Here is a 22,867-nt window from a genome sequence, read left to right on the forward strand (position 1 = left end):
GAAGTCACTGCGGGACAATAAGAACCCTCCCGTTGTGCCTGAGAACTTCCACCTCTATGCCGTAAACCTCCTTTATGTTCTCCTGCGTAAGAACCTCCTTACCGCCTGAAGCGAATATCCTGCCGTTTTTCAGCATTACTATTTTGTCTGCGAAGATGGCAGCAAGATTCAAGTCGTGCATGGTGGATATAACTGAAATCTCCTTCTCGTCGGCTATTTTCCGAAGAAGCTTCATTATCTCAATCTGGTTCTTCACGTCAAGGTTGTTCGTGGGCTCGTCCAGAAGGAGTATTTTCGGTTTCTGGGCTAAGGCTCTGGCAATCATTACTTTCTGAAGCTCTCCACCGCTTAGCTCGTTGATTCTTCTGTAGGAGAACTTCTTGAGGTCGAGCAGCGAAAGCACGTCCTCCACAATCCTGTAATCCTCATCGGATGGTGAAAAGCCCATGTAGGGCCTTCTGCCAAGCAGAACGACATCATAAACAGTTAAAAATCCTGAATCGCTTCTTTGGGGGACGTAAGCAAGCTTTCTGGCCAGATCTCTCCCCGAAAGCCTATCAATGCTAACCTTTTCAACGAGCACCGCTCCCTTTGGTTTCAGAATGCCGGCCATGCACTTCAGCAGAGTTGTCTTTCCGCTCCCATTGGGGCCGAGAATGAAAACGAATTCGCCCCTCTCAGCCTCAAACTCCAAATCCTGAATAACGGGTTTGGAGTTGTAGGAGTAGTATAAGCTCCTGACTTCAATCATTCTTTCACCTCCAGCCTCTCAAGAGGAGGAAAATGAACATGGGCGCACCGACGAAGGCCGTCACTATGCCAACTGGAATCATCACGGGGCTGATCACAGTCCTTCCGAAGGTGTCCGCAATTAGGAGAAGCGTTGCACCAAAAACCGTGCTGAGCGGAATAAGGAACCTGTGGTCCCCACTAACAGCAATTCTTATGGAGTGCGGGGCTACAAGCCCAACAAACCCAACAATTCCTGTAAATGAAACGCAGACGGCTGTGAGAAGGGATGAGATTACAAGTCCTTCGAGTCTGACTCTCTGCGGATTCACACCGAGCGAGATTGCAGTCTCATCGTTGAGAGTGAGGGCGTTGTAGTCCATCCGCCTGAAGATAAAGTAGAGCAGCGATACGGCAAAAATTGCGCCCATCAGGTAGATTTCATTCCAGTTAGTTCTCCCCATATCTCCAAACGTCCAGAAAACGACCGAGGCGACCATTACGTCCTCAGCGAAGTACTGCATGAGCATTGTTGCCGCCTGAAAGAGGGAGGCCATCGCAACGCCGGTGAGAATCATCGCCTCCGGAGTGAAGCTTCTGATTCTTGAGAGCGTTAGTATTACAAAAACGCTGATGAGTGATCCAAGAAAGGCGAAAAAGGGGACGAGGTAGGGGTTGAGAATTGTTATGCTCTCCCCCGTTCTGTGGAGCATTCCCGCGCCGAGGTAGATTATGGCAAAAGCCGCACCAAAGGCTGCTCCGTGCGAAACGCCGAGCGTGAAGGGTGAAGCGAGCGGATTTCTGAGTATGCACTGCATCACTGCCCCGCTTACAGCAAGGCTTGCACCTACAATCAGGGCTGTGACTATGCGGGGGAGCCTTATGTTGGTGATGACGGGGGAGTTTAGGCTGAAAATCTTTGCTGGAGAAAGGCTGTATGAGCCTGCGAGAAGGGATGCAGTAACTGAAAAAATTAGCAAGCTCAGGAGCAGCAGTTCAGCAACTCTTATTCTCCTTCTGTATTCGGTCATTTCTCGAACACGTCTGCAATGTTCTTGAAACCGCCGTAGTGCTCTGCCATCTGCTCGTAAAGCTTTTTGCCAACGAGGAACTCGAAGATTTTGTCCGCCTTCTTTCCGGGGTCGATGTCTGCAAACTTATCGGGATAGAGAACCTTGCCGATGAAGTAGGAGTCGGCAATTGCAGTTTCTATGTTGGTGGTGTAGTAGTTGAAGGGCAGAATTCCGTAGATTTTCCCGTTCTTAAAGGCTTTGAGTGACTGGTAGATTTCGGGATTCTTCTCGTAGTCGTTAAGGACAAGGTGGAGGTTGTTCTCGTCGAGAAATATGATGTCCGGATCCCACTCAAGCAGCTTTTCCTTGTCGATGAAGAAAGCCCCGCTCACGTTCGCCTCGCAGGCAACGTTCTTTGCCCTGACAACCATGAACGGAGGGAAGTTGCACTGCGTTGATTCTATGCCGTGACCTCCCTTGAAACCGAGCGCTCCAACGTAAACTGATAGCTTGTTTTCCTCAGGAACCCCCTCAACTCTTCCCGTTAAATCTTTGTAAGCGTTTTCGATGAAGCTTATTATCTCCTTAGCCCTCTCCTCCCTGCCAAGGATTTTCCCTGCAAGCCTTAGAGAGGTGTAGATTTCCTCAGCCCTGAAGTTTCCAAGCTCTCCGTAGCTGAGCACAACAACCGGCACTCCTGTTTGCTGCTGCAGAGTGTCTGCCTGCGTTGCATCAATGTAGCAGGCGAAGATGACGTCCGGCTTCACCGCAACGATGGCCTCAGCATTCGGTGACGGATTCGGGCCACCTTTGCCTATAGTCGGCAGATTGGCAAATTCGGGATGGGCCATTCTGTAAGGTCTTCCCATTTCAGGCCAGTTGGTCTCTGCATCCTCCACTCCTACGACCTTGTCGGATGCGTTGAGGTAAACGACCAGCCTCAAAGCTCCGGGGCCAATTGCAACAACCCTCTCAACTTTTTCAGGAACCTCAACTGTTCTGCCGAGCATGTCCGTAACCGTAACCTTCCCGCCCTCCTTAACTTGAGCAGGCTGCTGAGCACAGCCGGCAATCAGAATCGCCAGAGCCAGAGCAAGGAGCGAAACCTTCCTCATTCAGACCACCTCCCTCATCTCTCCATCGAACTTCACAATCCCCCTACCAACAACGGCGTAGTAGCTGCCCGCACACCTCAAGCAGAGACCATCCTTAACGCGTGTGGCCATTGCAAGCTCTCCGCACTTCTCACACCTTTTGTTTTCAAAAATCGGTGCCCTCTCTATAGGCTGAACCTCTACAAACTCAACCTTGAACTCCTCTTCCGGAATCTCAAGCATCTTCCAGCCAGTCTCCTCCCAGAACTCGGAGAGCCTCTTTGCATCCTCCTCACTGCCCTCTCTCCTCACTATAACCTTGTTAAAGAGCTCAAGAGCCTCTTTGCTGAAGTACTTCCTCACGTTCTCAGCATTTACGTAAACTCTCACGCCCTTCCAGTCTTTTCTTCTGACTATAGTAAGAGCATTCTTTCCAAGGTCGAGGTAAATCAGAGAGTTGTTTCCGAGCGTGCATCCGGTTGCAACCTGCACGCCGTCAGTAAGGCAGTTGTTGCACTCCACTATTGCGAGAATATCCTCTCCAACACTCGCCATTGCATCTTCTTCAACTCCGAGCTTTTCCATTGCTATGACGGACATTCTAACTCCGAGCGCAACGAAGGGGCAGATGTGACCGTGAAACTCCTTTGCCCTCAAAAGCAGCCTTGTCAGCTTTGATTGAGGATTTGCCTCCTCAAACCATCCGATTTTCGCGTTTCCTACTGAATCTATCGTAGAAGAGTACGGCTTTATATCCACAACTGGTGTGCCGTCGAGAGCATCGAGTCCTTTAACCTTCAGAACTCTCCCATCCCTTTCAAGCAGCTCAACAACTGCGAAACCAATCGGATTCGGGCGATGGGGAGAGCGGGTCGCAAAGACTCCATGTTCTCTGCTGTCGTGAGGAGGAACAACAAGCAAAGCGTCCCTGTTTGCTCTGTCAAGCCAGTAGAGGACAATAAGATGAGTGCAGGTTTCAATATCCTTCAAACCGTCCTCAAACTCCGGGAAAATCTCGATTTCTACTGTTTCCTTGGAGAACCTTCCCTGATGTGGAGCTTTGCTAAAGTTTTTGTAGGGAGACCTTATCACACCTACCTGCCTTAGCTGCACGAGCATCACCTTTTTGTGTGGTGTTACTAACAACTGTGCTAATGGCAGACTGAAGATTAAAATTTTGGTTTTTGGTGTTACCAAAGGTTACAAAGAACAGTAAATTTATGAGAAGAAAAATTGAAAGAAAATCACTTACGAACCCCCAACCTCCTCAGCACCTCAGTAGCCCTCTCCTGCCCGAAGTACTCGTAAACACCTCCCTTGCTGCCCGGCTTTAACGATGGGTCGCCCAGATAGCCAGCATCCACAAGCTGGACGAGTAGCTTTGGAGGTGCCCACTTGGGGTCTTTCGTTGCCTCGAACATCGCCTCGTAGATTCTGAGCCTCGTGTCGAGGCCGACCAAATCTCCCGTCTCAATGGGGCCCATAGAGTAGCCGTAGCCGAGCATCATGCCGATGTCGATGTCCTGCGGTGTCGCAACACCTTCCTGAACCATCAGCAAGGCCTCCTTGCCAAGAACAAGGCCAAGGCGGGAGGTAGCAAAGCCGGGGGAGTCATTGACGACGATGGGCACTTTTCCCAGCTTGAGGAACCAGTCTCTGATGCCGTTAACAAGCTTCTCGTCGCTCAGCAAGCCCTTTACAAGCTCAACAAGCTTCTGAATCTGCGCTGGGTTGAAGAAGTGAATGCCCAGAAACCTCTCTGGGTTGCTGACGGCGGAGGAGAGCTTGGTTATGCTTATTGAGGAGGTGTTTGAGCCTATGACCGCATCCGTAACAGCATCAATCTCCCTCAGAACCTTCAGCTTCAGGTTAACGTCCTCGAAAACGGCCTCTATTACCAGATCACAGTCCTTTAAAGCGCTGTGAGATGTGCTGGTGGATATTCTGCTCAGCACAGCGTTCATCTCCTCCTCCGTGATTTTTCCTTTTTCCACAAGCCTCTGCAGTCCAAATCTGCCGGCTTTTATCGCCTCCATTCCCTTCCTCAGCCTTTCCTCGCTAACGTCAATCGCAACAACCTCCAAACCCTGCTGGGCAAAAAATTGGGTTATCTGGGTGCCCATCAGGCCGAATCCGACAACTCCAATCTTCTCGAACATGCCATCACCTTCCCCTAAACTCAGGCTTCCTCTTCTCCAGAAACGCCCTCATCCCCTCCTTAGCATCCTCGCTGGAGAAGAGCAGGGCGAAGAGGCTTGCCTCATACCTCAGCCCCTCCTTCAGGGGCATGTTGATTGATGCGTTCAAAGCTTTCTTCGCCACCTTTACAGCGAGAGGCGATTTCTCGATTATTTTAGCGGCAACCTCCTTTGCCCTCTCCATCAGCCTTTCGTGCTCCACAACCTCCTCAACCAGCCCTATTCTTAAAGCAGTCTGAGCATCGATTATCTCCCCCGTAAGAACAAGCTTTTTCGCCATCCCCAGCCCCACGAGCCTCGGCAGCCTCTGCGTCCCTCCCGCTCCGGGAATTATGGCGAGGTTTATCTCTGGCTGCCCGAACTTTGCCTTTTCACTGGCAATTCTTATGTCGCACGCCATCGCCAGCTCACAACCCCCACCGAGGGTGTATCCGTTAACTGCGGCAATCACCGGAATCTCAAGCTCCTCAATTCTCGAAAAGAGATCCGTTCCGAGCTTTGTTGCCTCAAAAGCCTTAATTGCATCCCTCTGAAGAAGCTCGTTGATGTCAGCGCCGGCAGCAAAGGCCTTGCCGCTGCCGGTAATGATTAAAACTCTTGCCACTTCCTCGATGCCCTCAATAACCTCAGCCAGCTCCATCCTCGTTTTGGTGTCAAGAGCGTTTAGCTTCTCTGGTCTGTTGAGGGTTGCAACAGCAATTTCACCATCAAGCTCAAGCTTGACTCTCTCTCCCATTCTCCCACCTCAAAGCTTTCCTATCAACCTTCTCGCAATTATCTGCTTCTGAACCTCTTTCGTTCCCTCGTAAATCTCCATCAGCTTCGCATCCCTGTAGTAGCGCTCTGCCGGATACTCGCCGATGTACCCGTAGCCACCATGAAGCTGCACGCACCAGTCTGCGACGTAAACAGCTGTCTCCCCTGCAAACCACTTGGCCATCGAGGAAAGCTCAGGCCTTGACTGCCCGATGCTGCACTGCCAAGCAGCCTGCCACGTCAGCAGCCTTGCAGCCTGAATGCGCGTCGCCATCTCGGCAATCTTGAATTGCGTGTGCTGAAATGCAGCAATCGGCTGCCCGAACTGCTTCCTCTGCTTAACGTAGTTCAAAGCAAGCTCAAAAGCCCCCTGAGCTATCCCCACAGCCTGAGCCGCCACCCTCGGTCTCGTGTGGTTGAAGAACTCCATGAGGTAGTAGAAGCCCTTTCCCGGCTCGCCCAGAATGTTCTCCTCCGGCACCTTTACATCTTTCAGCACAATCTCAGCTGTATCACTCGCCCTGAGGCCGAGCTTGTTCTTTATCTTCGTAGCCTTAAACCCCTTACTCTTGCTCTCCACAATGGCGAAGGTGAGGCCGTGGTGCCTCTTCTCCCCCTCGTAGGTTCTACCCAGAACCAAAACGAAATCGCAGACAGTGCCGTTGGTGATGAACATCTTGGTGCCGTTTATGACCCACTCGTCCCCCTCCTTGACGATTTTGGTCTTAACGTTAGCCACATCACTTCCCGCCTCTGGCTCGGTTGTCGCCATTGCCGAAATCCCGTGCCTCTCAGTCACCCATCTAAGATACTTCTCCTTCTGCTCCTCACTGCCGAACAGGATGAGAAGCTCAGTGCCGAAGGTTGAGCTAAGGCAAGCATTCCCTATCCCCGGACTAACCCTGTAGAACTCCTCCGTAACCAGAGCTTCCTCAAAAAGACTTAACCCCATACCCCCATACTCCTCAGGAATCTTCACTGTCGAGAAGCCAAGGTCTCTCGCCTTCCTGACGATTTCCATTGGATACTTTTCCTCTCTATCGCACTCCTCTATAACTTCGGGGGTGAACTCCTTCTCAGCAAACTCTCTCGCAGCCCTCCTTATGTCCTCCTGCTCAGGAGTTAGCTTAAAATCCATTCAAACCACCTCGAAGTAAACTTTCCAGACTCCAGTTTCGTCCTTGCCCGGCTTTAACCTCACAACGTCGCCAACCCTGACCTCTTTCGCCCATCCCATCACCCTCACTTCCCCAAATCTGGCGATGGCGATGGTGTAGGGCTCCCTGTGCCACTCAAAACCTGCGGGAATTGTGTGAACTGTGGTGAAAGCTTCAACAACCCCCTCTCCTGTAATCTCAACCCACTCAACCTCTCCACCGCAAAGGCATTCGGCCCTTGGCGGGTGGTGTTCTTTCCCGCAGCTTTTGCAGACGGTCTTGAAAACCTTCCCCTCTTCAAGCCCCTTCCAGTACCTTTCTGTCTTTGCCACGGGAATGCGGTGCTTCATCACGAGCTCACGACTCTCGATAAACATCCTCTCACCTCCCGAAAATCATGACAAAGGCAAAATGTCCCGTCCCGCCCACATTGTGCAGCAAAGCCCTGTTGTTCCTCAGTTCAACCTGCAACTCCCCAGCCTCTCCACGCAGCTGCTTTACGATTTCGTAAACCATCGCAACTCCTGTTGCTGCCAACGGATGACCTTTCGCCTTTAAACCGCCGAAGGTATTTACAGGAAGCTTTCCGCCCAGCTCTGTCTCCCCGCTCTCCACAAGCTTCCCTCCCTCGCCCTTCCTGCAGAAGCCGAGGTCTTCGTAGGCCATAATCTCGGCGATGGTAAAGCAGTCGTGCACAGTAGCAAAATCAAGCTGCTTTACCGGCTCCTCTATGCCAGCCTTCCTGTAAGCCATCTCCCTCGCCAGAACCGTAGCTTTAAGGCCGACAAAGCTCTCCCTGTTGGTCATATTTGAGGTGTCTGATGCGTAGCCAACCGAGTCAATCCACACGACATCGTCAATGCCGAGCTCCCTTATCTTCTCCTCACTCGCCAGAATTGCTGCTGCCGAGCCATCGCTTATCGGGGAGCAGTCGTAGAGCTTCAGTGGATAGGTGATGTACCTCGAATTCAGCACGTCCTCAACGGCAATCTCCTTCTGGAAGTGCGCCTTCGGGTTTCTGGCAGCGTTTCTGTGAGCCTTAACCGCAACCTTTGCCATCTGCTCCTCAGTAGTTCCATACTTCGCCATGTGGGCGGTTGCGTGCATTGCGTAGTAAGCGGGAAAGGTCGTGCCGTACTGGTGGAACTCCCACAGATAATTCCCCGCCCTGCCGCCGATAGCGAGGGAGGTGGCAGTGTCAACCTCAGTCATCTTCTCCACGCCAATGGCTATGGCCACGTCAGCCATGCCTGAAGCGATTGATGTGTACGCTGTATAAACCGCAGCAGCTCCTGTTGCACAGGCAGCCTCCACCCTCAGAGGCCCCTTACCCGCAAAACCGCAATACTCGTTTACAGGAACAGCAGGCATCAGCTCGTATCCCCTCGTATTTACTGATCCAACAACGCTCAGCTCAACCTCATCCTGAGTTATCCCTGCATCGTCAAGCGCCTCCTTAACAGCCTCATAGGCAAGCTCCTGAATTACAGCATCATCTCTTCTCCCAAACCTTGAACATCCAACGCCGATAACTCCAACTCTCATTGAAAAAAGTAGTCGTGTAATATTTAATGTTTTCGTGAAATATGAATTTTGCCTTGCAGCTCTATGCGTAGAGTTGGAACTATGTTTTGGTTCTGATGGTCGTTCTACGATGATCTTTGTGCGTTTTAGAGGATATGTAGGTTGCAAGGTGATTAATCTTTATTCCCTTCTTAACGAACCACTCCATGAACTTCCTGCGCTCCTCGTTGAACTCCTCAATGTCTCTGTACCTTACTACGAAGCAGAGGTCGTAGGCGGAGCCAACGAGTTCAAGAACGTTCTCCACGTAGTCGAGCTTGTTGAAGTGCTCTATAATCTCGTCTATCCTCGTCTTCGACTCAATGTCGAGGTCGACGAAGGTTACAGTGAGCATGCTAAGCCCGAGCTTCTGGTAATTTGCCTTCCAGTAACCCTCCTTAATTTTTATTAGATATCCGTTGTCTTCAAGGGCTCTGACTCTGTTCTGAACAGTCCTGAGCGTTATTCCGAGCATCTCGGCAATCTCGCTCTGAGTTTTACCCCTTAAAATGTTCTCGATAATGGCCATATCGATATCGTCAAGCTGGCCTTTTCGCATAGTATGAAAGTAAACTAAAAATATAAAAATTTTATGTTTGCCATTAAATGGCAATTTTAATTGCAATTAAAGTGTAAGTATCTCACCTTCGAATTTCCGCCCATTTGTCTTCATTTTCAGCAACTCTCACTCTGCGAACGTTAAGTCCCTTTTCCGCAAGTTCGCTGAATATTCTCAGGCAGATGTTCTCCGAGGTTGGAATTTCGATCTGCTCGTTGAGCAGTGTGTGGTCGAACTTAGCCACCACCTCGTTGACAATTCTCTTTAGGTCGAAGAAGTCCATGACCATCCCGTTCTCCTTTACTTTGCCCGATATCTCCACTTCAACCTTGAAGTTGTGGCCGTGAACTTTTCCACACTTTTTGTGGCCCGGGATGCTGTGTGCTGCGCTGAAGGATGTGGATATGCCAATTATCATCTCCTCTTCCATCATCTCACCCCCAGATACTTGTGAACCTGCGGAATCACCCTCGTGTCGGCGAAGTCAATCATACGCTTCTGCAGCTTAAGAATTTTTTCCACCCTGCTGCCGAAGACAGGCTGAAGGACAAATCCGAAAACGTAATTTTTGATCTCGTACGCCGAGTTAAGAACTTCATCAGCATCAAATTTATCGGGAAGGACTATTTTGCAGAAAGTCTTTCTCCTTCTGGTGTTTCTCAATACTTTAAAGCATTTTACAGTTTTTTGGAATACTTCATCGTAGTTTTTCAGCCCTGCTTCCCTTACCTTCAAATCTCCTGCAACGTAATCGCAGAATTTGAGCTTTTTAGCCTTTTCAGGCAGAGTCATATTCGATTCAAGGTAAAAGGGGTGCGTTTTGCTCAGAGATGCTATAAACTCAGCCTGCAGCATGGGCTCACCACCGGTAAAGCACACTGAGTGGACTTTGCTGGAGTCTATCCGCCCCTGAACGTACTCGGCAGAAACTGGATTCTTAAGGGTTCTGTTTGCAGTCAAATCCAAACAGTTTTCAGACGTTTTTGGTGTGTCGCAGTAGTAGCAGTTAAGATTGCATCCCGCAAATCTCACGAAAAGCTGCCTGACGCCAATGTAAAACCCCTCTCCCTGAATCGACTCGAAAATTTCAATCAGATTTGCCCTCATTCCTCGCCCTCATCTCCTCGTAAATTTTCACCGCATTTTTCCATTCCTCATCGCTGAGGAGAGGGTCCTTCACTCCGTTGGCAAGGAAGGCTTCAGTGCGCTCAAGGCACGTCCCGCAGCTCAAGCAAGGCCTATCGCCCCCTTCATAGCAGCTCCAGGTAAGCTCGTAGGGAACTCCCAGCTTTAAACCAAGCCTCACGATGTCCGCCTTGGTCATGTCCACGAAGGGCGCCCTAACCTCCACAGGCGTCCAGATGTTTGCAAGATAAACTGCAGTATCAAGAGCTTTAACGAACTCCTTCCTGCAGTCTGGGTAGATGCTGTAGTCGCTGAGGTGTGCTGCATAGTGCACTTCCTTCGCTCCGATTTTTACCGCATAGCCTGCTGCTATTGACAGCAGAATCATGTTTCTGTTTGGAACGATTGTTCTCCGCTGAACTTCCTCGCTGTAAAATGCCTTTGGAACCTCCTCTTCCCCCGTCAAGGCCCCGTAAGAGATGAGGTCGTGAATTGTAGAGATGTCGACCTTGAGATGTCGAACTTTAGCAGCCTTTGCAACTTTTTCGGCGCTTTCGATTTCCTTGGAATGCTTTTGGCCGTAGAAGAACGTTAGAGCGTGAACCTCGTAACCTCCGTCGAGCAAGTAGTAAAGGAGTGTTGAGGAATCAATCCCACCACTCAGGAGCATTACGGCTTTCATGTAGAAGGTGGATTTCAAAGTTATATGAAGTCATCGCCCTTTAAACCACAATATTCATAAATCCTATGCAGAATTTTTCATCTGAGCGGGGGTTGCCGAGCGGACAAAGGCGCAGGATTGAGGGTCCTGTCCCGTAGGGGTTCGAGGGTTCGAATCCCTCCCCCCGCATTTAGTTCTGTTCGTTGAGTTTGGGAGGTTCAAGAAGCATGTCCAAGTAAAAGATATCTCTGATGACGAAAAGAAGATTTACACGTCCACTTTCAATCCCATTTTGGTCTGATTTCAACTTACTGTGTTCCGAGCTTTCAGAGGCAGGCCAAGAGCTCTTTTAATCCCATTTTGGTCTGATTTCAACCTTCATGTGCTCTCAACCAGTAGTATATTGTCCTAACTGCTTTCAATCCCATTTTGGTCTGATTTCAACAGGCCCGGAATCAACAGGAACACCTGATACACGAATACTTTCAATCCCATTTTGGTCTGATTTCAACATGCGGAATTAACAGCATTATCAGGAAAGCGATTATGACTTTCAATCCCATTTTGGTCTGATTTCAACGGGGGGAGGATGAGAGCTCTGTTTGCCGTTCTGGTGTCTTTCAATCCCATTTTGGTCTGATTTCAACTTTCTGGCATGGGGAGTTAGCAGGAACGTGGCAGGCTACTTTCAATCCCATTTTGGTCTGATTTCAACGTTAAGCTCTCGGTCGGGCTCTTTGCTCGGTAGAACCCTTTCAATCCCATTTTGGTCTGATTTCAACGACTGTAATCTCAACTCCTCCGCCATCTTCTGAAACTCCTTTCAATCCCATTTTGGTCTGATTTCAACCACATTGACGTGGCGGATTAAGCGCTTGTGGAAAGTGTTTTCTTTCAATCCCATTTTGGTCTGATTTCAACGATGAAGCCATATTTGTCGCATTATTCCACGACGTCCTTTCAATCCCATTTTGGTCTGATTTCAACCTTCTCAACTATCGGTTGTTTGACATTTGTATCCTTTCCTTTCAATCCCATTTTGGTCTGATTTCAACGAAGTTCCACATTCCCGTGACTTTCAAGAAGATTATGCTTTCAATCCCATTTTGGTCTGATTTCAACACAATCTGATCGAACAGATTACCAGTCAAAGCAACTCCCTTTCAATCCCATTTTGGTCTGATTTCAACTTGCTGAGCTCAGAGGCTTTACCGCTAACACTCGCCTTAACGCTTTCAATCCCATTTTGGTCTGATTTCAACTTGTCAGTTCTCTTCTGATCGATTCGGCCAGAGTGGTATATTCTTTCAATCCCATTTTGGTCTGATTTCAACCTGAGTCTGCTTACTCCAAGATTTATGTCTCTGTATGTCTCTTTCAATCCCATTTTGGTCTGATTTCAACCCGGCAAAACAAGATACCACGATTTCTTCCCATGCCACTTTCAATCCCATTTTGGTCTGATTTCAACCTCCGACTATCACCCAGTCAAACCCCTCGAAGTCCGACTTTCAATCCCATTTTGGTCTGATTTCAACAGGTGCCTTGTAACCTTTCTATTTTTTGATTGCTCTCTTTCAATCCCATTTTGGTCTGATTTCAACTACCGAGCTGCTCAGCGTTGGGATGGAGTATTTCACGCTTTCAATCCCATTTTGGTCTGATTTCAACCTGCGGGGGAGCAGCCCATCGCCGAATACGACAACCTTTCAATCCCATTTTGGTCTGATTTCAACTACTCCCCTGAAACCTCCTCAGAGCCTTCGTGTCCTCTTTCAATCCCATTTTGGTCTGATTTCAACCGTTCGGCGTCGTAGAGGAAGAGAAGAGGGAGTCCAGACTTTCAATCCCATTTTGGTCTGATTTCAACGAGGCGTTCATCAAGGAGGCTTACCGAGTTCTAAAAAAAGACTTTCAATCCCATTTTGGTCTGATTTCAACAGTCGTTTTGAAAACCACCGAGCCGTCAGCGGTTGCGACCCCTTTCAATCCCATTTTGGTCTGATTTCAACTAAGATCCTGAAGCCAGATCCAGACCTCAAAGAAGGCCTTTCAATCCCATTTTGGTCTGATTTCAACCAATCTCGTCGTCAGCAATCGAGATATTAGCAGTTCCCGACTTTCAATCCCATTTTGGTCTGATTTCAACTATTTAGCCCTCTTAACGACCCGTTCTTCGCTGTTTATCTTTCAATCCCATTTTGGTCTGATTTCAACTTTAAGAACCTTGAATGTCTTACCTGCTGGAAGTCTAAACCCTTTCAATCCCATTTTGGTCTGATTTCAACTCAGCCACGTCGTTGAACCGATGCTCGCAGACTTCAACGGCTCCCTTTCAATCCCATTTTGGTCTGATTTCAACTCCGTAACTATGCTATTGTTCTCAAGCAAATTATACTCTTTCAATCCCATTTTGGTCTGATTTCAACCAGGAGGAATGATATGTTTATTGGACAAAGACAGGTCTTTCAATCCCATTTTGGTCTGATTTCAACATCGCCAATTGCCTCAACACTCACTTTGCCATAGCAATACAACTTTCAATCCCATTTTGGTCTGATTTCAACTTCGGGGGATTTGATGAGTTGCTTCTCCTCTTGCCCTTCTTTCAATCCCATTTTGGTCTGATTTCAACTCCCCTCTGGAGTTCGTGAGGTATGCCTCCTTTATCTTTCAATCCCATTTTGGTCTGATTTCAACGGCCGAGCTGAAGCTGCTCTATGTCGGAGAGTTCCACTTTCAATCCCATTTTGGTCTGATTTCAACTAACGAATCTCAAAGCCCTCGCATTGGAAAGGGTCGCTTTCAATCCCATTTTGGTCTGATTTCAACCAAGTACAGACTCTCGAAGCCGCCCGTAAAATCGCTCTTTCAATCCCATTTTGGTCTGATTTCAACAAACCCCCCTCTTGGTGGAGTTGGCAAAGATTATGTCCTTTCAATCCCATTTTGGTCTGATTTCAACTCACGACGCTCCCTAACGGTAAGGCAATAGTTAAAAGCTTTCAATCCCATTTTGGTCTGATTTCAACTAGGGCAACAGTTGTTCGATCTCCTCTCTCGTTAAGCTTTCAATCCCATTTTGGTCTGATTTCAACTGTTCAATCAAGTCAAAACGTATTACTCTCAAAGCGCTTTCAATCCCATTTTGGTCTGATTTCAACCATTAACAGCTCTCAGAACGATTTGGGACAGAACAATCTTTCAATCCCATTTTGGTCTGATTTCAACTTGAACTCCACCTCTGGCAACAGCGGCTGCTATTACTGCTTTCAATCCCATTTTGGTCTGATTTCAACCCTTGATCGAGGGAGAGAAGAACCCTCGAGTCGTCGTCCTTTCAATCCCATTTTGGTCTGATTTCAACTCAAAAACGTTTTGGAGAGTAGTTCTCGCACTTGCTGCTTTCAATCCCATTTTGGTCTGATTTCAACCGCCTTGCTGAAAGCTCTAAGCACCACTTCGGCAATCTTTCAATCCCATTTTGGTCTGATTTCAACCATCAGTAATTTTCCCTCTATTTCCAATTTAAAGTTTTCTGAGGGATTTTTTCATTTATATACCTCCGCGAGGTGTCGAAAGTGCATCTCATTTATAACGGCGTGCGACTTTTATCCTGCTACTCAATTTCCTACTAAACCATTTTCCGGAACTTATTTCTACTTTAAAATCTTTTCCTCAAGCTTATCCTGCCAAAAAATAATCAAAACAATCCATTTCCAAAAATAACCAAATATAAAACATAATTCTACCCAATTAAAACTCAAGATAAATTACTGTGACAAGCACTCTGAGATGATTTTTCGCAGAATAACGGTCTAAAACTGGCCAAAATCTAAACTCAATTTATTTCCTCTTGCTTTGCAATCACACTGACTCTCAATAAAACCCTTAATCTTAATTACCCACACCCCAAACAGGAATCATGTTCAAACCAAAGGCCATCGCAGTTGACATAGATGGCACCCTCACCGACAGAAAGAGGGCTCTGAACTGCAGGGCTGTTGAAGCTCTCCGCAAGGTAAAAATTCCCGTGATTTTGGCCACTGGTAACATATCTTGTTTTGCGAGGGCTGCAGCAAAGCTGATTGGAGTCTCAGACGTGGTAATCTGCGAGAATGGGGGCGTGGTGAGGTTCGAGTACGATGGGGAGGATATTGTTTTAGGAGATAAAGAGAAATGCGTTGAGGCTGTGAGGGTGCTTGAGAAACACTATGAGGTTGAGCTGCTGGACTTCGAATACAGGAAGTCGGAAGTGTGCATGAGGAGGAGCTTTGACATCAACGAGGCGAGAAAGCTCATTGAGGGGATGGGGGTTAAGCTTGTGGATTCAGGCTTTGCCTACCACATTATGGATGCTGATGTTAGCAAGGGAAAAGCTTTGAAGTTCGTTGCCGAGAGGCTTGGTATCAGTTCAGCGGAGTTTGCAGTTATCGGCGACTCAGAGAACGACATAGACATGTTCAGAGTTGCTGGATTCGGAATTGCTGTTGCCAATGCCGATGAGAGGCTGAAGGAGTATGCTGATTTAGTTACGCCATCACCAGACGGCGAGGGGGTTGTTGAGGCTTTGCAGTTTCTGGGATTGTTGCGGTGAGCCTGCTTAACCTTCCTCGACCTGTGAAGAGCATTACCGCTTCTCTCACCAGTTCTGCAACAGCTGGCCTCCTATCCCGTTTTATTTTCAGGTTGGGGCAGAAGGTGTCGGCATAAACGTAAAACTCATCCCCATTAAGCTCAAACAGCCCCTCCTCTTCTCCCTTCCTCCTCACCACGAACGGGAAGGTTTTGCATGCGAGTGGCTTTAGGTCGTTTTGCAGTGAGCAGAGCCTGCCACTCTGGAAGGGGCACTTCCCTCCAATTTTGCGAATGTAAAATCTTCCTGCCTTCTCAATCACAAAGCCGGTGCCTCTGAGCTTCAGGTACTCGTAGGCTGTAAGCCTTGGCGTGTAAACTCTGCAGCACATCCCGCAGGCGTTGCAGTGCCAGGAAGCAACACGCCTCCATGGCACGTGCATGTTTGAAAGTTAGCCTCACTGCTGATTTGGGTTTTGGTTCGCCATGCTTGAAGTGTGGAAGTTTGCCGGAGTTGAAGTATCGCCGGTCAGAACCGTGGGAGTGTATATGCGCCTACTCGTAGAAAGAGCTGCTCAGGTGGACAGGATTTAAGAGCAGTTTCGAGAACCTGTTCGGAACCCGTCCAGTGCCAGTAGTGATTATAATTTAACTCAGGAGTTTCGTCGTAAACTCAGACTCCCTCAGGAACACGGGAACTTCAACGTCTCTGCCCCCTACTTCAATGGTTGGTTTAATAGCGACTCTGATTTTCGTCTTCTCCCCATTCGCGATGTGCGTCACCCACCATTCTCGAATAAAACTGTTGTTTAGCCTTAAAGAAAACTTAAGTGTGGTCTTCGATTTTGGTTTTACGGTTACTGGAGAATTTTCATAACCATCGGCAACCTTCACGCCGTTCATCTCAATGGTGTAGTGGTATCCGCTTACTACAATAGGAACGACATCCTCGTTCCTGACTTTAGCGAGAGCCACAATTTCTGTTTGGCTGTCTGTTACAACTCCCCACATCGCCTTAACGGACTCCACAGTGACAGGGAAGCCATCGACCTTTCAGGAACGTTTGTGCAGAATCCGGAAAGAATATCTGTTTTAAACCGGTTTGTAATTTCAAATGGAACTTTGAAGTCAATAAATCTTAGATCAAAGACCATGTATCCCCTAATGCTAACCGTTGACTCCTCCCCGTTTGTGATGTGGCTTCTCCACCATTGGGGAATTTTGCTGTTGTCGACATACGTGGTGATTATCACAGTTGATTCAGAGTTTGGTTCGATATGGGCGCTTAATGCCGATCCCTCACCCATTTTGATTCCGTTGATGTAAACTTCCGTCAGAATGTCCTTTAACGGTAGCGGAAACGGGTTTGGATTGTAAACTTTGACCGTTGTTATGATTTCTGTCGTAGACTCTGTCACTTTTCCCCACTTGCTGTTGATTTCCTTCAACTGGGGTTTCCCTACCACCTGTAAGCATCCAGTTATGGCAAGGGCAACGAGGGCGATTACAGTAATTCTCATAATTACAATCATGGTATTAGACACAAAAGCTTTCTCCTTAATCTCACAGGTGTTTTCATGGTCTTGCGAAAGGTTGATATTTTTTTAGGATAAATTTAAACAAGTTACCCTCCGAGCAGGGATAGGATATGGATAGTGAGTCAATTGAAAAAATTTGGGAGGAGTGGTTTAAGGAAGTATCCAAAGAATTTTCTCCTGAGCTGAGAGTAGTGGTTAAGGAGAGAATTAAAGGATACATCTACGCCCTTCTCTCAGGTGAGGACTCCGAAAAAATAGTGGAACAAATCGATGATGAACTGATTGAGAGGATAATCAGGAGTGGAAGCAAACCGGAAGATGTAGTCAGAAGAATGGAACTCTTCGCAAATAAACTTTCTGAATACGAAGAGTTCGAGAAGGTTGCGAAGAACTTTGCAAGGTTTGTTCCAGCACTTCTGAGGAAAATGTTGGGTGTTTATGAGAGAATTTTGCAGGAAGAGCAAGAAAGAAGGAAAAGGGCTGAGAGAGCTTTAAGGGTCTTGAGCAAGGTTAACGAAGCTGTAACCAGAGCAAGCGATGAGGAAGAGCTGCTAAAGGAAGTCTGCAGGATAATTGTTGAGGAAGGCGGTTACGCCTACGCCTGGGTTGGGTATGCTGAGAAGGATAAGACTGTAAAGCCAGTTGCCGCTTCAGGCAATGACGACTATGCATGGGTAATAAAGGTTACCTGGAACGATAGCGAGACCGGTCGGGGACCTGTTGGCAGCTCAATCAGGCTTAGAAAAACTGTGGTGGTAAGGGAAACCGACGCAGACGAGTCCTTCAAACCCTGGAGAGAAGAAGCTTTAAAAAGAGGTTTTAGATCTGTAGCAGCCATTCCTCTTCACGTTGAGAACGAGGTAATTGGCTCTTTAGCCATCTACGCTCCAGAGCCAGACGCTTTTGACGAGGAAGAGCTCTCCCTGCTTGAAGAGCTTGCCGAAAGTCTCTCTAATGCAATCGCCTCCCTGAGAGAGAAAAAGGAAAAGGAGATGCTGGAGAAGCTGTACGAGCTTGTAGTAGAGAACACAGGAACAGCAATACTCGTAATCGAAAACGGAAAGATCGTTTTCGCAAACAAAGAGGTGGAAAAATTATCAGGATACAGCAGAGAAGAGCTTGTAGGAAAGCCTTTCACCATTCTGCTTCCTGAAGAAGATCGCAAAGAGATTCTAAGAATTCACAAACTAAGGCTTGCAGACCCCGAATCGGCTCCAAGACAGTACGAGATAAAGTATGTTGACAAAGAAGGCAGAATAAGGTATGCAATTATCACGGCTACGGTTATTCCCGGAACTAAAAGGGTTGTTGTCTCCTTAATGGATATTACCGAAGCTAAGGAGATGGAGAGAAAGCTAAAAGAAAGCGAGGAAAGGTACAGGGCTGTATTTGAAAACTCCCCTCTGGGAATAGTTCTTGCGTCAGTGGACACAACGATCCTTGACTGCAATAATGCAGCTTTAAGAATGTTCGGAATGAGAAGAGAAGACGTCATAGGGAAAAAATGGACCGAACTTGGCCTTTTTGATGACGCCAAGCTGCCCGAGATAATGAAGGAGTTTTACCGTGGACTGAGCGAAGAGTTCAGGGAGCTGGACTTGGAGGTAAACATTGGTGGGAAATTAAAAATCCTAAAAGTGTTTCCGGTTTTGCTTAAAAAAGAGGGGGTTCCCTACACATTTCTTAACATAATTGAGGATATCACCGAAAAGATGATTGCGGAGAGAAAGCTAAGAGACGCTCTCGAAAGCCTTCAGATTCTGAGATCAGTCGATTTGGGAATTATAGAGGGCAAAAACCTTCGAGATATGCTTCTTGAAGTGGCAAAGGTTGTAAGGCGAAAGATTGGCTGTGATGTTATTGCTATCAGGGTTTTCGGTGAAAATGGCTTTGTTGTTTCAGATCCTGAGATTGGAAGATCTGTTTTAGAGAAAATAGACGCTGAGAAAGAGGTCGTGGTAAATATTCTGGAAAAAGATGATTTAAATGAACTGGAGGTAGAGCTGCTCAAAGGCGGATTTGCTCGCTATGTCTCGATACCCTTAATAGCAAGAGATGAGAAAGTAGGAGTGATATTTGCAGCAAGCAAGGGAATTGAGGGGAAGGATATCGATTTCCTCAAAACAACAGCGGGACAGCTTGCTATAGCCATACACGAAGCGTTACTGTTTGAGGCTAAGATGAAAGCATACGAGCAGATAGAGAAGAACATAGAGCAGTTTGCAATTTTAGTTGACCACATCCGCAATCCTTTGGCTGCTGCACAGGGATACGTTGAGATATTCGTCGAGAACGAGGAAGCGAAGAAAAAAATTAAAGAGCAGCTTGACAGAGTGGTGGAGCTGGTTGAGCAGCTCGAGAGGGGGTGGGTTGAGTCTGAGGCAATAAGAGACTATTTAAGAAGAGAGCGTGAAGAAAGGAGGTGATGCTGTGAACAAACGTAGAGTTATGGTTGTGGAGGATGATTCAGCAGTTCTCGAAACCGTGCAGATTATGCTGGGTGATAAGTACGAAATTATACCCGCAACGAACGGTGAGGAGGCAGTAAAGAAGTACAAGATGTTCAAACCAGATGTCGTGCTAATGGACGTCATGATGCCCGTAATGGACGGTGTTGAGGCAACTAAGGAGATAAAGAAAATAGACCCTCAGGCAAAGATAATAGGCCTCACTGCCTATGCCAGAAAGAAGGGGAAGGAGCTGCTTGATGCAGGAGCGCTTGAAGTTGTTGAAAAGCCCTTTACGAGGAGGCAGCTGATTGAAGTCATAGAGAAATACTTGGAATGAGTAATATGCAAGATGTATTTCGGGAAGTTGTGGAAATTGCCCCATTCCCTGCTTTACTACACAATGAGATAGGGGTTATTGTTTACGCAAATAAGGCCTTTGAGAGAGTTTTTGGCTACTCTCGGGAGGAGGTTTTGCAGAGAATTTTTGTCGAGCTTGTCCACCCCAGAGACAGAGAAAAAGCGGAAAATGCGATGAGGAGAAGACTTGCGGGGGAAACGGTAGAACCTTTTTTGATAAAAGTTAGAGGAAAGGACGGAAACTACAGAACAGTTCAGGTTTTTGGGAGCAGAGCACGTTTTATGGGTGAGATTTTGGGGATTATTGCTTTATCTGACGTCACAAAGCTTGAAGAGCAGAAGGTAATGCTAACATTGATAACCCGCGCACTAAGGCACGATGTGCTGAACGCCCTCACAACCGCCATGTCGTACTTTGAGATTAGCAGAGAAATTTGTAAAAACTGCGAGAATTCCAACTATTTGGAGAAACTGGGATTGTCTATTGAGAGAGCAGTCAAAATCATAAAAGATTTGAGGGAGTTTGAGGAGGCCGTAGTTAAGGGAGAGCTGGAAAGAATAAATGTCAGAGAAATCGTTGAAGACGTTGCAGACCACTTTAACGTGCCCATAACAATAGAGGGTGAGTGTGAGGTTGTGGCCGACAGAGGATTGAGAGCAGTCTTTGAGAATTTATTCCAGAATGCCATCCAGCATGGCAAGACGGACAGAATTGAGGTCACAATGAAAAACGTTGGAGACTTCTGCGAGATAAGGGTAATTGACTACGGCAAGGGGATACCGGAGGAGATAAAGGATAATATTTTCGAAGAAGGATTTACTTATGGCGAAGCTGCATCAACCGGACAGGGGCTCTACCTCGTTAAGAAGCTTGTTGAGAGATACGGTGGGGAAATCCGGGTTGAGGATAACAGTCCGAGGGGAGCGGTCTTTGTTGTCAGGTTGAGGGCGTGGGTTGGGGAGTGAAGATACCAAAAAGCTATATATATTGGGAACCATATTAACCAAGGGATCCAAAATGACAATGATAATGAGGAGTATCATTGATTCTTTAGAAGCTCTGTTTTCAAGTTTCTTTTCGAGCATAGCCCCAAACTTGTATGAAGTTTTGAACTTTCACTGCAAGAAGCATACAGGAATGAATTTTGCTGAAGCCACTCTTAAAAATCCCAAGCTCACCTACGAGTTTCTCGTGAAGTTCTTCGATTCGGAGATGGCAGTTGACGTTCTTGACTACCTGCTCAGCAATTTTCTGAAGAAGTATAGCATTCGAGCCTACGGAATCCTGAAAAGCTTTAAAAGTGGGGATAATAAAAAATTGATTGAGGTGGCTAAGTTATACAGCAAGGTGATGCAGAATGGAGGCGGTAAAGACAGGGATTGAGGGTTTTGATGATATTTTTGGAGGATTCTACAGGGGCCAGATAATACTTATTGCCGGTAATCCCGGCTCCGGAAAAACGACTTTTTGTGCTAAGTTTCTTTATGAAGGGGCCAGAAGATTCGGTGAAAATGGACTTTACATAAGCATTGGCGAGTCGAAGGAGGAGTTTTACGAGTACATGAAAAAACTTGGGATGGACTTTGAGAAACTGGAGAAGACGGGCTCATTCAAATATGTGGAAATGCTCGCACCCACCTCGGAAGATGCGCTAATGCAGCTATCGAGAGAGCTAACTAAAAATGCCCTCGAATTGAAAGCGACGAGAATCGTCATCGACTCAATTTCTCCCATACTGTCGATGAATCCCGAGACGGCAAGGGCAATTCTGCACAACGCCCTCAAAACCATTAGCAGGGAGCTGAAGTCGGTTGTGCTGATGACAGAAGAGATGCCAATAGGCGAGACGAGAATCGGTCAGGGGATAGAGGAGTTCGTTGTTGATGGAGTTATAGTTCTCAGGCTTGAAGTTCCAGAGGCTGGGGCTCCTGTTAGAACGATGAGTGTGCTGAAGCTCAGGGGAAAGCCGCTGGACAGGGCTGTGTACAACTTTGAAATAGGACCTCCTTCAGGTGTGAGAGTGCTGATGCACGGAATAGAGGAGCTCGAGTCGAACATAGATTTTAATAACAAAATAGCCACCGGCATTGATGGTTTTGATGAACTTTTGGGTGGTGGCATCATCAGGGGAACTGCGACGGCATTCGTTGGACCTTCCGGAGGGGGAAAAACAGTGCTCATGCTTAGCGCAGCAGCCAATGTTGCCATTAACGGTGAGAATGTTACCTATATCTCCTTTGAAGAGCCAAGGCAGCAGATTGAAGAAACCTTAAAATTCCTTGGCTACGGAGAAGTAGAAGGTCTCGAGATTTTGAGCCTAAATCCGAGGATGATATCTTTAAGGGCGCTATACGACATACTATCTAAGACTGTTCTGGACCACCGCACAATGCTTTTCATCGACGGGCTGAACGCAATCAGGAGGGAGTTTGGAGAGGCTTTTCACAGAGTGGTTAGGGATGTGGTGTTTCAGATGAAAAAGAACGGGATAACAGTTGTTATCAGCCTAATTGGCGGTACTATCAAGGAGACTCTTTTAAGCACCATCGTTGATAATGTAGTTGAGCTGAGGGTGGTGGAGAAAGATGGCGAACTTAGGAGGGAGATCGCAGTTCGTAAAGCGAGGATGTCCAGAGCTTCTAACGAAGTGAAAAGACTCGTCTTCGACGGAAAGCCTGCGGTGAGATGATGGATGCAGCCAGAAAAATCTTAGAGAGGCTTGAAAAAAGAGGATACAAAATCATAGAAAGAGAGAAAGTGAGAGGTGAGTCTGGGATAGAGCATACCTTCGATGCAGTAATACTAGGGCCTCAGGGAAAAAGAATTGCAGTGACAATTCTTGAGAGGCTTGGATTCGAACACGTAATTCCCCTTCTTGCCTTCAGAAATGATCACAGAATGCCCCACATCGTATTTGCAAAGGAGATCGAAGTGGGAGTTGAAAAAATCCTGAAAAATTCCAATATTGTTGTAATACATCTGAAAGACCTTTCCGTAGCTTATGATCATCCAGAGTTAAGGGAAGAACAAGTGCTTGAAAAGGTTCTGAAACTACTCGAGGACACGACCTAAAAAGTTTTAAATATTAAGT

Annotated in this window: 23 protein-coding genes, 1 tRNA gene and 1 CRISPR repeat array; of the genes, 8 read left to right on the plus strand and 16 right to left on the minus strand. The window is 47.2% G+C overall.

The genetic code is table 11. The annotated features are described in order from the left end of the window. Nucleotides 1-4: 4 nt before the first annotated feature. The 13 genes from AF_RS02185 to queC all read right to left on the minus strand — a co-directional run bounded on the left by AF_RS02185 (nt 5) and on the right by queC (nt 10,876). Nucleotides 5-751 (minus strand): ABC transporter ATP-binding protein, encoded by a 747-nt coding sequence (locus AF_RS02185; RefSeq protein ID WP_010877937.1) that lies wholly within the window; start codon nt 749-751, stop codon nt 5-7. Nucleotides 752-755: 4 nt separating this feature from the next. After that, on the minus strand, nt 756-1,760 hold the full coding sequence (locus tag AF_RS02190) for a FecCD family ABC transporter permease (RefSeq protein WP_010877938.1): 1,005 nt from the start codon (nt 1,758-1,760) through the stop codon (nt 756-758). Then, nucleotides 1,757-2,857 (minus strand): iron ABC transporter substrate-binding protein, encoded by a 1,101-nt coding sequence (locus tag AF_RS02195; RefSeq protein WP_010877939.1) that lies wholly within the window; start codon nt 2,855-2,857, stop codon nt 1,757-1,759. Before AF_RS02195 ends, AF_RS02190 begins: the two co-directional genes overlap by 4 nt. Beyond that, nucleotides 2,858-3,982 (minus strand): tRNA (N6-threonylcarbamoyladenosine(37)-N6)-methyltransferase TrmO, encoded by a 1,125-nt coding sequence (tsaA, locus tag AF_RS13400; protein ID WP_231487577.1) that lies wholly within the window; start codon nt 3,980-3,982, stop codon nt 2,858-2,860. A 98-nt stretch (nt 3,983-4,080) separates the two neighbouring features. Beyond that, a complete protein-coding gene (locus tag AF_RS02205) occupies nt 4,081-4,995 on the minus strand; it encodes a 3-hydroxyacyl-CoA dehydrogenase family protein (protein ID WP_010877941.1) in 915 nt (304 codons plus the stop codon). 4 nt (nt 4,996-4,999) lie between these two features. Continuing rightward, nucleotides 5,000-5,770 carry an enoyl-CoA hydratase/isomerase family protein gene (locus AF_RS02210; protein WP_010877942.1) on the minus strand — a complete coding sequence of 257 codons (771 nt, stop codon included), beginning with the start codon at nt 5,768-5,770 and terminating at the stop codon, nt 5,000-5,002. Between the two features lie 9 nt (nt 5,771-5,779). Continuing rightward, nucleotides 5,780-6,928 (minus strand): acyl-CoA dehydrogenase family protein, encoded by a 1,149-nt coding sequence (locus AF_RS02215; protein ID WP_010877943.1) that lies wholly within the window; start codon nt 6,926-6,928, stop codon nt 5,780-5,782. Then, nucleotides 6,929-7,324: a Zn-ribbon domain-containing OB-fold protein gene (locus AF_RS02220; protein ID WP_010877944.1), complete on the minus strand. Its 396-nt coding sequence runs from the start codon at nt 7,322-7,324 to the stop codon at nt 6,929-6,931. 4 nt (nt 7,325-7,328) lie between these two features. Beyond that, entirely contained in the window at nt 7,329-8,492 is a 1,164-nt protein-coding gene (locus tag AF_RS02225; RefSeq protein ID WP_010877945.1) for a thiolase domain-containing protein, read from the minus strand. Between the two features lie 79 nt (nt 8,493-8,571). Continuing rightward, a complete protein-coding gene (locus AF_RS02230) occupies nt 8,572-9,069 on the minus strand; it encodes an Lrp/AsnC family transcriptional regulator (RefSeq protein ID WP_010877946.1) in 498 nt (165 codons plus the stop codon). 82 nt (nt 9,070-9,151) lie between these two features. Then, nucleotides 9,152-9,502, minus strand: coding sequence for a 6-carboxytetrahydropterin synthase QueD (gene queD, locus AF_RS02235; protein ID WP_231487579.1), 351 nt, complete (start codon nt 9,500-9,502; stop codon nt 9,152-9,154). Continuing rightward, nucleotides 9,499-10,176 (minus strand): 7-carboxy-7-deazaguanine synthase QueE, encoded by a 678-nt coding sequence (locus AF_RS02240; protein ID WP_010877948.1) that lies wholly within the window; start codon nt 10,174-10,176, stop codon nt 9,499-9,501. The genes queD and AF_RS02240 overlap by 4 nt, the downstream gene beginning before the upstream one ends. Continuing rightward, nucleotides 10,157-10,876: a 7-cyano-7-deazaguanine synthase QueC gene (queC, locus tag AF_RS02245; protein ID WP_010877949.1), complete on the minus strand. Its 720-nt coding sequence runs from the start codon at nt 10,874-10,876 to the stop codon at nt 10,157-10,159. Before queC ends, AF_RS02240 begins: the two co-directional genes overlap by 20 nt. A gap of 85 nt (nt 10,877-10,961) precedes the next feature. On the opposite strand from queC, the gene AF_RS02250 reads away from it, so the two are divergent. Together AF_RS02250 and AF_RS02255 are read left to right on the plus strand one after the other, a co-directional pair. Continuing rightward, nucleotides 10,962-11,044 (plus strand) — tRNA-Leu (locus AF_RS02250). 89 nt (nt 11,045-11,133) lie between these two features. Next, nucleotides 11,134-14,355: a CRISPR direct-repeat array (repeat unit 30 nt; unit sequence CTTTCAATCCCATTTTGGTCTGATTTCAAC). Nucleotides 14,356-14,780: 425 nt separating this feature from the next. Next, nucleotides 14,781-15,452 (plus strand): phosphoglycolate phosphatase, encoded by a 672-nt coding sequence (locus AF_RS02255; protein ID WP_010877951.1) that lies wholly within the window; start codon nt 14,781-14,783, stop codon nt 15,450-15,452. Here the strand turns inward: AF_RS02255 and AF_RS12590 are convergent. From AF_RS12590 to AF_RS02265, 3 genes are all read right to left on the minus strand, one after another. Beyond that, the gene (locus tag AF_RS12590) at nt 15,388-15,873 is read right to left on the minus strand and encodes a YkgJ family cysteine cluster protein (RefSeq protein WP_010877952.1); all 486 of its coding nucleotides are present in this window, start codon (nt 15,871-15,873) and stop codon (nt 15,388-15,390) included. The two genes, AF_RS02255 and AF_RS12590, sit on opposite strands and share 65 nt — an antisense overlap. Before the next feature lie 205 nt (nt 15,874-16,078). Next, the gene (locus AF_RS02260; RefSeq protein ID WP_048064233.1) at nt 16,079-16,441 is read right to left on the minus strand and encodes an LEA type 2 family protein; all 363 of its coding nucleotides are present in this window, start codon (nt 16,439-16,441) and stop codon (nt 16,079-16,081) included. Then, nucleotides 16,426-16,950, minus strand: a complete 525-nt coding sequence (locus tag AF_RS02265) for an LEA type 2 family protein (RefSeq protein ID WP_048064234.1) — start codon at nt 16,948-16,950, stop codon at nt 16,426-16,428. The genes AF_RS02260 and AF_RS02265 overlap by 16 nt, the downstream gene beginning before the upstream one ends. A 128-nt stretch (nt 16,951-17,078) precedes the next feature. Between AF_RS02265 and AF_RS02270 the strand changes: the two genes are divergently transcribed. The 6 genes from AF_RS02270 (at nt 17,079) to AF_RS02295 (ending at nt 22,848) form a co-directional block, all read left to right on the plus strand. After that, complete coding sequence (locus AF_RS02270; RefSeq protein ID WP_010877955.1) at nt 17,079-19,394, plus strand: PAS domain S-box protein; 2,316 nt, start codon at nt 17,079-17,081, stop codon at nt 19,392-19,394. 22 nt (nt 19,395-19,416) lie between these two features. Beyond that, a complete protein-coding gene (locus AF_RS02275; RefSeq protein WP_048064235.1) occupies nt 19,417-19,755 on the plus strand; it encodes a response regulator in 339 nt (112 codons plus the stop codon). A 5-nt stretch (nt 19,756-19,760) separates the two neighbouring features. Beyond that, entirely contained in the window at nt 19,761-20,741 is a 981-nt protein-coding gene (locus tag AF_RS02280) for an ATP-binding protein (protein WP_148183417.1), read from the plus strand. Between the two features lie 172 nt (nt 20,742-20,913). Further along, the gene (locus AF_RS12830; RefSeq protein WP_143274373.1) at nt 20,914-21,159 is read left to right on the plus strand and encodes a hypothetical protein; all 246 of its coding nucleotides are present in this window, start codon (nt 20,914-20,916) and stop codon (nt 21,157-21,159) included. Then, nucleotides 21,134-22,465: an ATPase domain-containing protein gene (locus tag AF_RS02290; RefSeq protein ID WP_010877959.1), complete on the plus strand. Its 1,332-nt coding sequence runs from the start codon at nt 21,134-21,136 to the stop codon at nt 22,463-22,465. Before AF_RS12830 ends, AF_RS02290 begins: the two co-directional genes overlap by 26 nt. Then, nucleotides 22,462-22,848: a hypothetical protein gene (locus AF_RS02295; RefSeq protein WP_010877960.1), complete on the plus strand. Its 387-nt coding sequence runs from the start codon at nt 22,462-22,464 to the stop codon at nt 22,846-22,848. The genes AF_RS02290 and AF_RS02295 overlap by 4 nt, the downstream gene beginning before the upstream one ends. Nucleotides 22,849-22,867: the final 19 nt, after the last annotated feature.

The organism is Archaeoglobus fulgidus DSM 4304, assembly GCF_000008665.1.
In the GTDB taxonomy this organism is placed as follows: domain Archaea; phylum Halobacteriota; class Archaeoglobi; order Archaeoglobales; family Archaeoglobaceae; genus Archaeoglobus; species Archaeoglobus fulgidus.